Consider the following 11,944-nt stretch of genomic DNA (forward strand, 5'->3'; position numbering starts at 1 on the left):
GTCAGCCTTTCTTTCAGGTCTTGTCTTTGAGCAGGCGGCGCAGCACCTTGCCCGCGCCGGTGGTCGGCAATGCGTCGATGAAGCTCACGGCGCGCGGCGCCTTGTAGCTCGCCATGTTCTCGCGCGCCCAGGCCACGAGCGCATCGGCCTCGAGCGCGGCGCCGGGCTTGCGCACGATGAAGGCCTTCACGACCTCGCCCTTCTCGGGATCGGGCTGCGCAATGACGGCCGCCTGCGCCACCGCCGGGTGCTTGATGAGGATGGTCTCGACCTCTTCGGGGAACACGCTGTAGCCCGAGACCTTGATCATTTCCTTGAAGCGGCCGATGAAGGTGAGGTAGCCGTCGGCGTCGAGCTTGCCCATGTCGCCCGTGTGCACCCAGCCGTTGCGCAAGGTGGCGGCCGTGGCCTCGGGTTTGTTCCAGTAGCCCTTGAACGAGCCGGCGCTGGTGAGCACGATTTCGCCGACTTCGCCCGTGGGCATGTCGGCCTGGGTGTCGGTGTCGATGATGCGGATGGTCACGCCCGGCACCGGTACGCCCTGTGTGCCCCAGCGCGGCGCTTCGTGCGGCGTGTAGGTGTCGCAGGTGTGGGTTTCGCTCAGGCCGTAGGCGGCCTCGAACGAGCTGCAGTGGTTCGCGTGCGAGCGCCACTGCGCGGCCAGCGGTTCGGTGAAGGCGATGCCGAAGCTGGTCACGGGGTTCATCTTCAGGCTAGCCAGGTCGAAGCGGGCGATGTCGGGCACCTGCATGCAGGCCACGTTCATCGGCGCGATGCTGTACCACCAGCTGACGTTGTAGCGGTCGATGGCTTGCAGCACGGTGCGCGGGTCGAAGCGGTGCAGCAGCACCGAGGCGGCGCCGCTGAGCACGGGCACGTTGACGCCCATCAGCATGCCGGCGATGTGATACAGCGGTGCGATCGACAGCAGCACGTCGTCCGGCCCCACGCCGTTGCAGTCGGCCGCGGCGCGCGTCTTGAAGAGCGCGTTGCCGTAGCTGAGCATCGCGCCCTTGGGCAGGCCGGTGGTGCCCGAGGTGTAGGTCATGAGCGCGATGTCGTCCATGTCGATGGCGACGGGCTGCGGCGTGGCGCCGCTGCGCATCACGGCGAGAAAGTCTTCGCAGCCTTCGGGCACGCTGCGTTCGGCCGTGCGCTCCGCGGCGAGTTCGGCGGGCAGGTCGAGCGTGGGCTCGGCGGGCAGCAGGTCGGCGTAGTGCACCACGAACACATGCGCGAGCGCGCTCTCGGCCTGCACCTTGCGCACCACCGGCAGGAGCGGTGCGGCCGCGACGATCACGCGCGCCTTCAGGTCGTTGACCTGGTAGGCCAGCTCGTGCTCCTTGTTGAGCGGCCCGCTCGGGCAGACGATGGCGCCGATCTTCTGGATGCCGAAGTGCGCCACCAGGTACTGCGGGCAGTTGTTGAGGAACAGCACCACGGGCTCGCCCTTGGCCACGCCCAGGGCCTGCAGGCGCGCGGCGAAGGCGTCGCTCGCGCGGTCGAGCTCGGCCCAGCTCAGGGCCTGGCCGTACCAGACGCAGGCGGCGGCGTCGCCGCGCGTGCGTGCGTGGTCGCGCAGGTAGGCGTGCAGCGGCTGCTGCACGCGCGGCGGCAGCTCTTTCAGACGTGCGGGGGTGGCGGGCGTTGTCTCCATGGCGTCACTTTCTCAGGGTTATCGATAGCCGCCTGCAAAGGGCCGGCGCTTGCCAATGCGGCATCGTGCACGAACAATCCTACCCATGGGTATAACTTCCGCGACACCGAACAAACCCTCTGCCACGCACGCGGCACAACCGCACCTGCCGCAGGGCACGGGCCGCCAGCGCGCGGCCACGCAGGGCACCGACCTGCAGCGCGAGCGCATCCTGCAGGCGGCGGCGCAGCTCTTTGCCGCGCAGGGCTATGCCAACACGACCATGGCGCAGATCGTGCGCGATCTGGGCGTGACCAAGCCCTTCGTGTACTACTACTTCCGCGACAAGCAGGAGATTTTCGAGACGCTGTCGTGGCGCCCCGCGGTCGACTGCTTCACCGCGCTCGACTTCGCCGCCACCGACCCGCGCCGCGCGAGCGAGAAGGTGATGGAAGGCATCGAGGGGCTGATCCGCGCCACCATCGCGCACCACCCGGTGGCCTTCTTCGCGTACCGCGAGCCGCAGGTGTACCGCCCCGAATACCTCGAAGCACAGAAGAAGCTCGCGCACCACTTCTACGACCTGCTGTGCCCGCTGCTCGAAGAAGCCCGGCGCGACGGCGACCTCGACTTCGACGAAACCAAGATCACCGCGCTCGCAGCCTGCAGCCTGCCGGGCTTTCTCTACAGCTGGTACCGCCCGGGCGGGCGCCTGTCGCCCGACGAGGTGGTGGCGCAGCTCACGAAGCTGGCCAGCCGCGTGATCGGGCTGCGCGCGAAGCACTGATTCCGTCTTTCACACACCCTCCGGAGACACCTCATGAAGCTCACGCATGCGCCCCTGGCGCGGATCGCCCTTGCCTCCCTGTTTGCCATCGCCGGCACCGCGGTACAGGCGCAGCAGCCGACCTACAAGATCGCTTACATCGATCCGTTGTCGGGGCCGTTTGCCAACGTGGGCGAGCTGATGCTGATGCACACGCAGTACGCCATCGAGGACATCAACGCCAAGGGCGGCGTGCTCGGCGGCATGAAGCTGCAGCTGCTGCAGTTCGACAGCAAGCTCTCGGCGCAGGAAAGCCAGAGCGCGCTGCAGGCGGCCATTGACCAGGGCGCGAAAGCGATCGTCACGGGCGGCTCGGGCTCGTCGGTGGTGACAGCGCTGGTGCTGGCCGTGGCGCGCTGGAACCAGCGCAACCCGGGCAAGGAACTGATCGTGCTGAACCACTCGTCGATCGACCCCGAGATGACCGGCAAGGGCTGCAGCTTCTGGCACTTCCAGACCGAGGCCAACACGGCGATGAAGATGAAGGCGCTGGCCAACTACATCAAGAAGACGCCGGACGTGAAGAAGGTCTACCTGCTCAACCAGGACTACGCCCACGGCAAGCAGTGGGCGAGCTACGGCCGCCAGCTGGTGGGCCTGGCGCGCCCCGACATCCAGTTCGTCGGCGAGACGCTGCACCCCATCGGCCGCGTGAAAGACTTCGCGCCCTACATCGCGAACATCAAGCAAAGCGGCGCCGACTCGGTCATCACCGGCAACTGGGGCCAGGACATGACGCTGCTGCTGAAGGCCGCGGGCGACGCGGGCTACAACCTGCGCTACTTCAACCACAGCGCGGGCTCGGTGCCCGGCACGGTCACCGCCGTGTCGCAGGCCAAGACGGGGCAACTGACCTGGGTGGCCGAATGGCACCCGGGCCAGGCCGACACGCCGAAGGTCGATGCGCTCGCCAAGGCCTACAAGGCCAAGACCGGCAAGGACTTCCTCGCGCCGCGCATCGACCTCACGCCGCGCCTGCTGGCCGCGGCCATCGCCAAGGCCGGCAGCGCCGACACGGTGAAGGTGGCACGCGCCCTCGAAGACCTGAGCTTCGACTCGGTGGTGGGCCCGGTGCGCATGCGCGGCGAAGACCACCAGCTGCTGCTTCCGCAGGTGGTGAACACCATCGCGCCGGTGGATGGCAAGACCGTGAAGACGGGCTGGGAAGGCACCAACTACGGCTTCCGCACCGATGCGGTCTATACCGGGAACGAGCTGGCGCAAGGGACCGACTGCAAGATGGTCCGGCCCTGATTGAGTGCTTTCGGGGGACGTGCCCAGGCCACCGGGTACTTCCCTCCGCGAATGTCCCCCGGGCTGCGCCCTCCTCCTTGATTTCGCTGCGGGGAGCACCCAGTGCCCTGTGCACGAGGGCACGCTCTGCGCTTGCGGCCGATCAACAGCCACGGTGAATGACGATCACGCTGATGGGGTGCCTTGCGCAGCGAAATCAAGGGGGAGGCCGCAGGCCGGAGGACATTCGCGGAGCAAGGTGCCCCGTCGGCGTGATCGCGCCCTGAACTGACTGTGTGAACGCCCCCGACGCCTCCTAAGGGAAACCCCGTCCTGCCCACCCCCTGTGCCATCGGGATACTCCGGATTCGCATCCCGGACATCCGAAGCGGGTCCCTACGCAGGCACAAGAAGGCACACATGGCAGGAAAGAACTCGCTCCATCCGATCCCCCATCCGGCGAAGAAACCCTTCGTCGGCAATCTGCTGTCCATCGGCTCCGACTCGCCGGTGCTCGACATGTGGAAGATCGCGCAGGACCTCGGCGGCATCTACTGGCTCGACATGCCGGGCATGCCGGTGATCGTGGTGTCGTCGCCCGCGCTGGTCGACGAGCTCTGCGAAGAGCCGCGTTTCGACAAGAGCACGCGCGGCGCACTGCGCCGGTTGCGGGCGGCGTCGCACGGCCTCTTCACCTCCGACACGCACGAAGAGACCTGGTCGAAGCCGCACAACATCCTCCTGGCCAACTTCAGCCAGCGCGCGATGCAGGCCTACCACCCGATGATGCTGGACATTGCAGGGCAGCTGGTCACCAAGTGGGAGCGCCTCAATTTCGACGAAGAGGTGGACGTGGTGCGCGACATGACCGCGCTCACGCTCGACACCATCGGCCTGTGCGGCTTCGGCTACCGCTTCAACTCGTTCTACCGCGAGGGCTTCCATCCTTTCGTCGATGCGATGGTTCGCACGCTGGAGACGGTGCAGAACCGGCGCGGCCTGCCGCTCGAGGAGCTGATGCTCAAGAAGGAGCTGGCGCAGCAGCGCAAGGACATCCGCTACATGCACAAGATGGTGGAAGACATCATCGAGGAGCGGCGCGCGAGCGGTGCCGACATCGCCACCAAGCCCGACCTGCTGAGCTACATGATCGCGGGCGTGGACAAGAAGAGCGGCGAGAAGCTCACCGACAAGATGATCCGCGACGAGTGCATCGAGTTCCTCATCGCGGGGCACGAGACCACCAGCGGCCTGCTGTCGTTCGCCATCTATTTCCTGCTGAACAACCCCGAGGCCATGGCCAAGGCGCAGGCCGAGGTCGACAGCGTGTTCGGCGGCGACACCACGCAAAAGCCCACCTACGCGCAGGTCAACCGGCTGCAGTACGTGATGCAGGTGCTGAAGGAATCGCTGCGCCTGTACCCGACCGCACCCGCGATCTCGATGCGTGCCAAGGAAGACACGACGATCGGCGGCCAGTACACGATCAAGAAGAACAACATGGTCATCATGCATGCGCTGGCGCTGCACCGTGACAAGGGCATCTGGGGCGAGAACGCCGACCAGTTCAACCCCGACCACTTCAGCCGCGAGGCCGAGCGCGAGCGGCCCGTGAATGCCTTCAAGCCCTTCGGCAACGGGCAGCGCGCCTGCATCGGCCGCCAGTTCGCATTGCAAGAGGCGGTGCTCACTCTGGGCATGATCCTGCAGCGCTTCAACCTGGTCGATCACACGGGCTACAAGCTCAAGATCAAGGAAGCGCTGACGATCAAGCCCGAGAACTTCAAGATCAAGGCGCTGCTGCGCGACCCGGCCTCGCGCCCGCGTGGCAACGCGGAGGCAGCGGCTGCGCCCGATGCGCCGGTCAAGCCCGCCGTGCGCAAGCCGCAGACCGCGCGCCACGGCACCTCGCTGCTGGTGCTGCAAGGCTCCAACCTCGGCACGGCCGAAGACCTGGCGCGCCAGCTGGCCGAGGCCGGCGAGCTGCGCGGCTTCTCGACCCAGCTCGCCTCGCTCGACGACTACGCCGAGCGGCTGCCGGCCAGCGGCGCGGTGGCGATCGTCTGCGCCTCGTACAACGGCGTGGCGCCCGACAACGCGGCGGAGTTTCATCGCTGGCTCGACAAGGCCGACGACGCGCTCAACGGCGTGCGCTTCAGCGTGTTCGGCTGCGGCAACACCGACTGGGCCGCCACCTACCAGGCCGTGCCGCGCCGCATCGACGAACGGCTTGAAGCCTTGGGCGCCGACCGCGTGCACGCACGCGGCGAAGGCGATGCGCGCGAGGACATGGACGGCGCCTTCCAGGACTGGAGCGACGCGCTGTGGCCCGCACTGGTGAAGGCCTTCGACATCAAGAACGGCGCCGACACGCCGGCCGAGGCCGAGCCGCTGTACACGCTCGAAGAGCTGCCACCGCCGCAGAAGAACGCACTGGTCGATGCGCTCGGCGCCGTGGCGCTGCGCGTGATCGAGAACCGCGAGTTGCAAAGCGCGGGTGCCAACGGCGAGGCCGGACGCTCCACGCGCCACGTCGAGCTGACGCTGCCCGAAGGCGTGAACTACGTGCCCGGCGACCACCTGAGCGTGGTGCCGCGCAACAGCCCCGCGCAGGTCGAGCGCGCGATGGCGCGCTTCGGCTTCGACCGCTCGGCGCACGTGCGGCTGCAGGCCGTGCCGGGTCGCAAGGCGGCGCTGCCGGTGGACCAGGTCATCGCGGTCGATCGTCTGCTCGGCGACTACGTCGAGCTGCAGGACGTGGCCACGCGCAAGCAGATCGCCACGCTCGCGGCGTACACCGAGTGCCCCTTCACCAAGCCGAAGCTCGTCGCGCTGTCAGGCAGCGACGAGGCCTCGCAGGCCGCGTACAAGGCCGAGGTGCTGCACAAGCGCAAGTCGCTGCTGGAACTGCTCGAAGAACACCGCGCCTGCCAGGTGCCGTTCGCGGTGTTCCTGGAAATGCTGTCGCCGCTGTCGCCGCGCTACTACTCGATCTCGTCCTCGCCGACGATGACGCCGGGGCGCTGCAGCGTGACGGTGGGCGTGGTGAGCGCACCCGCGATGTCGGGCAACGGCACCTTCGAGGGCGTGTGCTCCAACTTCCTGGCGCGCGCCGAAGCCGGCGACACCGTGCACGGCGTGATCCGCGAGACCACGGCCGAAGGCTTCCGGCTGCCGGACGATGCCAACCGGCCGCTCATCATGGTCGGCCCGGGCACCGGCCTGGCGCCGTTCCGCGGCTTCCTGCAGGCGCGCGCGGCGCAGGTCGAGCGCGGCGAGGCACTGGGCGAAGCGATGCTGTTCTTCGGCTGCCGCCACCCCGAGCAGGACTTCATCTATGCCGAGGAGCTGCAGGCCTGGTCGCACCGCGGCCTGATGAAACTGCACACGGCCTTCTCGCGCGCCGGCGACCGCAAGGTCTACGTGCAGGACCTGATCCGCGAACAGGGCGCGGCCGTGTGGAAGCTGCTCGAAGCCGGTGCCGTGGTGTACGTGTGCGGCGACGGCTCGCGCATGGAGCCCGACGTGCGCCGCACGCTCAGCGACCTCGCGCGCGAGCACGGGCAGGACAGCGCGGCATGGATGGACCGGATGATTGCCGAGCAGCGCTATGTGCTCGACGTGTGGGCCGGGGCCTGAAGAACCCAGTCTGTAGCCCCAAAGAAGAAGACCGGCAATTGCCGGTCTCTTTTTTATGGGGAGTGTTCGCCTCAGGTCAGGCGGTGCGATCCGGGTCCGGGTACACCAGCGGCCCGAGCATGCCGCGGTTGAACGGCTTCCACTCGCCCTCGGGTTGCGCCAGCCGGTCGGCCACCGCATAGAGCACGGCCGGGTGCGCGCCGAGCCCCAGGTGGCTTGCCACCACCTCGATGTTCTCGGACTGCGGGCCGGTCTTCTCGAGGCTGCAGCGCCACGCGACGACGCCGTCGGTGCGGCTGAAGATCGAGGTCGTGGGCACGGGCGGCGTGGGTTCGACGAACTTCATGCGGCGCGGGTCGTGCGAGCTCTGGCCGCTCACGCCTTCGTACACGCGCCAGGCGTTGGTGGCGCGCGGGCTGCCCGAGAACGGGCTGCCCAGCGTGATCACGTTGCGGATGAGGTCCTTCTGCGCCGAGGCCAGCAGCCGCGCGTAGACGCCGCCCAGGCTCCAGCCGATCACGCTGACCTTCTGGCCGCTCTTGTCGGCCAGGGTCTTGAGCAGGTCGACCATGCCGTCTTCGACGCCGGCGCGCGGGCCCAGGTTGCGGCCCTGGCCCCAGCCATGGGCGTCGTAGCCGCGGCTGCACAGGTAGCGGCGCAGCAGCAGCGTGGACACGTCGCTGGCCACTAGGCCCGGCAGCACGAGCACGGGGTGCCCGTCGCCGCGTGGCGCGAGCTGCAGCAAGGGCCACATGGCGAGGCCGGCGCCGGTTTCCCAGAGGGCGCGCGCTTCGGCCAGCAAGAGCAGGCGCGACGGCGGGGCGATGGGTTCGTGGGTGGCGGTGGTCATGAGGGCGGCTTCCTTTCTGTTCTTTCTTCTGTAGGACGAAGATGGGGGTGCGAAGTTGCATTCCCCGTCGGACGACAGCTTCATTTATCCGAGGTATTTGCCCCTCAGGTAATCAAGATAAGCCCTCGATTCGCTGGAAACATACGGAGAAACCAGCGTGAGTGTGTAGAAAGCCGCCAACCCGGGGTCGGCTTGCGCCAGGGCGTCGCGTCCGGGCACCAGCCGTTCGAACGAGAGCCAGCAGGTGGTGGTGAAGACCATCTGCAGCGCGAGGATGCGCGCCTGCTCGGCGCTGGTCTCGATCACGCCCGACGCCACCAGCCCTTCGCACAGCGTCTGGGCCGCCAGCAGGTTCTGCGCGGTCATGGCCTGGGCGCGCTGTCCCAGGGCCGGGTACTCGCTGGCCAGGAAGGCCATGTCGCGGTAGATGAAGCGGTATTCGTCGATGGCCTCGAAGCGCAGGTGCAATGCGAGCCACAGGTCGTCGATGGCGGCAATGGAAGCCGACGAGCCGTTGAGCACTTCGAGCCGCTGCTCGAAGCGCCGGAACAGCCATTCGACGATGAGCTGCTTGGCCTTGAAGTGGTAGTGCAGGTTGCCCGGGCTCATGCCGAGCTCGGCCGCGATCTTGTGCGTGGACACGGCCGGAAGACCTTCCGCGTTGAACAGCGCGAGGCTGGTCTGCAGGATGCGATCGCGCGTGGTGTTGGAGCTGGCCACAAGCGGCGTGGTGCGTGCGTTGTGTGCCGCTCAGCGCTTGCCGCTGGAGCTGCCTGAACTGGACGGTTTCTCGAGTTTCGCGAGGCGTTCGCGCAACTGCGTCACCTCGTCGCGCAGCGCCTGCACCTCGTCGGCGCTGGGCATGCCCAGGCGTTGCAGGGCGGTGGCGACACGCTGGTCGAACACGTCCTCGAACTTGCGAATGCCGAAGGTGTCGAGGCTGGGGAAGCCGCGCGTCAGCGCCGCTTTCGCTCCCACCGCGTCGGCCTTGCCCTGCCCGATGCCGAGCAGGCCTTCGATCACGTTGGCCTGGCGCTTGGCGACGTCGTTGCGCACGTTGTCCAGCGCCTTGAGGCCGGCGCGCAGCAGCGCTTCGGCCTTGTTGGTGCCCGCAGCAGCAGTGTCTGCAGGCGGTGTTTTCGCAGCCGGCGCCGCCTTGCGGGGCGCGGCTTTCTTCTTGGCCGCCGGAGCCTTCTTCGCAGGCGCCGCCCTCTTCTTCAACTTTGCAGTGTCATCGGGACGGGTCGCCATGCGGTGGTGCTCCAGGGGCGGTAGAAATGAAAAGGGCGCGGTCAGCGCCCCGGGATCAGGCCGCCTTGCGGGCAGCGCGGCGAACCGGCTTCTTGGCCGCAGCGACCTTGGCCTTCACGGTGCGCACGGGGGCGGCAGCTTCTTCGGTGCCGCTCACACGGGCTTCGATCTGCTTGGTGCCGGCGACGATGCGGTCAGCGATTTGCACCGACACGGTGGCGAAGGGCTGGTTCACGGTCGACAGGGCGTTGAGCACGGTGGTGGCAGCGGGCGATTCGATCTGCGCGACGCGGTTGGCGACGGTTTCGATGCCGCTGGTGGTGCCGGCGGCGACGCGGTCCATCGCGTTCACGATGCGGCTGGTGTCGATGTCCAGGCGGTTCGACAGGAAACCATGCACCTTCTCTTGCGCGCCGATCAGGTTGGCCTTGATCTGTTCGCTCACCAGCGGAATCTGGCGGTTGCCCAGGAACTCGCTGTAACGCGAAGCGGCACCGCCCAGCAGGCGCTGCACGCCGGTGCGGTAGGCACCGACCAGGGTCTTGCCGGCGTCGTTGTACTGGCCGACGACGTGGATGGCGGCGGAAGCGATGTTGGTTTGCGTGGACATGTGAGATTTCCTTGAAGTTGATGGGCTCGCGGGGAATCGCGATGGGCCAATCATCTTCCGCAAGGCCTAGGCCTGGAAAACTAGAACGGTCGGAAAACTAGTCCAACTGCCCCAATTTTTTGCCCAGGCCGGGCCCGCCTGTCGATCATGCCGCAGCGGCGCGGGGCGATGCGGCGGCCTTGCGGGCCGCAGGCCGGGGCGCAGCCTTCTTCGCTGCAGCCTTCTTCGCAGGGGCTTTCTTCGCTGCCGCCTTCACTGGTGCGGCCTTGGCGGGCGCCTTCTTCTTGGCTGCGACAGCCTTCACCGGTGCCTTCTTGCGCGCGGCCGGCTTGCGGGCAGGAGCTGCGGCCTTGGCTTCTTCTTTCTCTTCCGGCGCAGGCGCGGCCACGGGCTTGGGCGCAGCCGTCGCGCCGGCGGCGGACGGGTGCTTCTCGGTGAGCGCCATCAGCAGCTTGTGCTCGGCCAGCAGGTAGTCGCCGATCTCGGTGATGTCGGGCACGGCGCGGCGGCAGGCGATCAGGCCGTAGTCCATGCGGCCGTTGTAGCTCTGCACCGTGACGTTGAGCGCCGTGCCGTGGCTGGCGATCGACACGGGGTAGTAGCAGGTGACCAGCGCGCCCGCGAAGTACATCGGGAACGGTGCGCCCGCCACGTTCGAGACGGCCACGTTGGCCGCCGGCGGCAGCAGGTTGACGATGCCCGAACGGCCCACCATCGAGGCAATGCCCGACATCAGCCAGGGCGCGGCAAAGGTCGGGAAGTCGTCCAGGATCACCGCCTTGAAGCGGTTCATCGTCGACTTGGAGCTGTTCGACGAAGTGTTGATCGCCTTCAGCCGCTGCACCGGGTCGGTGATGTCGGTGGCCAGGCTCACGAGGATCATGCTGGCCTGGTTGTTGGCCGTCTGGTCGCCGGCCTCGCGCAGGCTCACCGGCACACCGGCCACCAGCGGCTTGGCCGGCAGCTCGTTGTTGTCGGCCAGGTAGTGGCGCAGTGCGCCGGCCACGGTGCCCAGCACCACGTCGTTGAGCGTCACGCCGAAGTGCTTGGCGATGTACTTGGTCTCGGCCAGCGAGATGGTGCGGCCCGCGAAGGTGCGCTGGTTGGTGATCGACACGTTGAGCGAGGTGCGCGGCGCGAAGAGGTTGAACTTCTTCGGCGCGGCGGCCGCGGCCTTGTCGGCCGCCTTCTCGTCGGGCTTGGCCAGGCCGCCGATGGCGCGTGCGATGGCCGGCGCCATCTTGAAGAGCTTGACGTACTGCTGCGCCGTGTTGCGCAGCGCGGCGGTGGCGAGCTCGGCCATGCCCAGCTGGTAGCCGCTGCTGCGCGGACGCGAACGCGGCGGCTTGATCACACGGCCCGTGGCCTCGAGGTCGAAGATGGCCTTGCCCACTTCGACGCCGGCCTGCCCGTCGATGCCCGCATGGTGCACCTTGGTGTACAGCGCCACCTGGCCGCTCTGCAGGCCGTCGATGATGAAGAACTCCCACATCGGGCGGCTGCGGTCGATGAGCGTGGAATGCAACCGTGCCACGTACTGCTGCAGCTGGCGGTTGGTGCCGGGCTTGGGCAGCGTGATGTGGCGCACGTGGTAGTCGATGTCGATGTCGTCGTCGTCCACCCACACGGGGTTGGACATGTCGAAGGGCATCAGCGCGAGCTTGCGCGTGAACACGTCGGCCAGGTGGATGCGGCTGGCCATGAACGCCTTGGCGTCTTCGTAGAAGTCGCCCTTGTAGCCCTTGGGCAGATCCAGCACGTTGAGCGAGCCCACGTGCATCGGCATCTCGGGGGTTTCCAGGTGCAGGAAGGTGGCATCAAGACCGCTCAGGTGTTTCATGTGTGGTTCTCCTCGTTGGGGCAAGCGCCGTTCGGCAGGATACCGTGGGCATGGCGTTC

The 11,944-nt window shown here is 67.5% G+C and carries 9 protein-coding genes; 3 read left to right on the plus strand and 6 right to left on the minus strand.

The features are described from left to right. Positions 1-13: 13 nt before the first annotated feature. Complete coding sequence (locus tag CLU95_RS11875) at positions 14-1,657, minus strand: AMP-binding protein (protein WP_257214609.1); 1,644 nt, start codon at positions 1,655-1,657, stop codon at positions 14-16. An 85-nt stretch (positions 1,658-1,742) separates the two neighbouring features. Here CLU95_RS11875 and CLU95_RS11880 point away from each other — a divergent pair, with 85 nt between their 5' ends. The 3 genes from CLU95_RS11880 (at position 1,743) to CLU95_RS11890 (ending at position 7,334) form a co-directional block, all read left to right on the plus strand. Further along, the gene (locus CLU95_RS11880; RefSeq protein ID WP_099793315.1) at positions 1,743-2,423 is read left to right on the plus strand and encodes a TetR/AcrR family transcriptional regulator; all 681 of its coding nucleotides are present in this window, start codon (positions 1,743-1,745) and stop codon (positions 2,421-2,423) included. Positions 2,424-2,456: 33 nt separating this feature from the next. After that, a complete protein-coding gene (locus CLU95_RS11885; RefSeq protein ID WP_099793317.1) occupies positions 2,457-3,716 on the plus strand; it encodes a branched-chain amino acid ABC transporter substrate-binding protein in 1,260 nt (419 codons plus the stop codon). A 399-nt stretch (positions 3,717-4,115) separates the two neighbouring features. Next, positions 4,116-7,334: a bifunctional cytochrome P450/NADPH--P450 reductase gene (locus tag CLU95_RS11890; RefSeq protein ID WP_099793319.1), complete on the plus strand. Its 3,219-nt coding sequence runs from the start codon at positions 4,116-4,118 to the stop codon at positions 7,332-7,334. Between the two features lie 76 nt (positions 7,335-7,410). Here the strand turns inward: CLU95_RS11890 and CLU95_RS11895 are convergent, their stop codons facing one another. From CLU95_RS11895 to CLU95_RS11915, 5 genes are all read right to left on the minus strand, one after another. Then, on the minus strand, positions 7,411-8,184 hold the full coding sequence (locus CLU95_RS11895; protein WP_099793321.1) for an esterase/lipase family protein: 774 nt from the start codon (positions 8,182-8,184) through the stop codon (positions 7,411-7,413). Between the two features lie 84 nt (positions 8,185-8,268). After that, complete coding sequence (locus CLU95_RS11900; protein ID WP_070063831.1) at positions 8,269-8,904, minus strand: TetR/AcrR family transcriptional regulator; 636 nt, start codon at positions 8,902-8,904, stop codon at positions 8,269-8,271. A gap of 30 nt (positions 8,905-8,934) precedes the next feature. Further along, entirely contained in the window at positions 8,935-9,435 is a 501-nt protein-coding gene (locus CLU95_RS11905) for a phasin family protein (protein WP_099793323.1), read from the minus strand. A 55-nt stretch (positions 9,436-9,490) separates the two neighbouring features. Next, positions 9,491-10,045: a hypothetical protein gene (locus CLU95_RS11910; RefSeq protein WP_099793325.1), complete on the minus strand. Its 555-nt coding sequence runs from the start codon at positions 10,043-10,045 to the stop codon at positions 9,491-9,493. Positions 10,046-10,190: 145 nt separating this feature from the next. After that, the gene (locus CLU95_RS11915) at positions 10,191-11,885 is read right to left on the minus strand and encodes a WS/DGAT/MGAT family O-acyltransferase (RefSeq protein WP_099793327.1); all 1,695 of its coding nucleotides are present in this window, start codon (positions 11,883-11,885) and stop codon (positions 10,191-10,193) included. Positions 11,886-11,944 lie beyond the last annotated feature (59 nt).

It is taken from the genome of Variovorax sp. 54 (genome assembly GCF_002754375.1).
Classification (GTDB): Bacteria; Pseudomonadota; Gammaproteobacteria; order Burkholderiales; family Burkholderiaceae_C; genus Variovorax.

What these genes read in the sequence shown, in the direction of transcription:
- CLU95_RS11885 (WP_099793317.1), top strand. Translation starts at nt 2,457, where the DNA reads ATGAAGCTCACGCATGCGCCCCTGGCGCGGATCGCCCTTGCCTCCCTG.
- CLU95_RS11915 (WP_099793327.1), bottom strand. Translation starts at nt 11,885, where the DNA reads ATGAAACACCTGAGCGGTCTTGATGCCACCTTCCTGCACCTGGAAACC.
- CLU95_RS11875 (WP_257214609.1), bottom strand. Translation starts at nt 1,657, where the DNA reads ATGGAGACAACGCCCGCCACCCCCGCACGTCTGAAAGAGCTGCCGCCG.
- CLU95_RS11910 (WP_099793325.1), bottom strand. Translation starts at nt 10,045, where the DNA reads ATGTCCACGCAAACCAACATCGCTTCCGCCGCCATCCACGTCGTCGGC.
- CLU95_RS11905 (WP_099793323.1), bottom strand. Translation starts at nt 9,435, where the DNA reads ATGGCGACCCGTCCCGATGACACTGCAAAGTTGAAGAAGAGGGCGGCG.
- CLU95_RS11880 (WP_099793315.1), top strand. Translation starts at nt 1,743, where the DNA reads ATGGGTATAACTTCCGCGACACCGAACAAACCCTCTGCCACGCACGCG.
- CLU95_RS11895 (WP_099793321.1), bottom strand. Translation starts at nt 8,184, where the DNA reads ATGACCACCGCCACCCACGAACCCATCGCCCCGCCGTCGCGCCTGCTC.
- CLU95_RS11890 (WP_099793319.1), top strand. Translation starts at nt 4,116, where the DNA reads ATGGCAGGAAAGAACTCGCTCCATCCGATCCCCCATCCGGCGAAGAAA.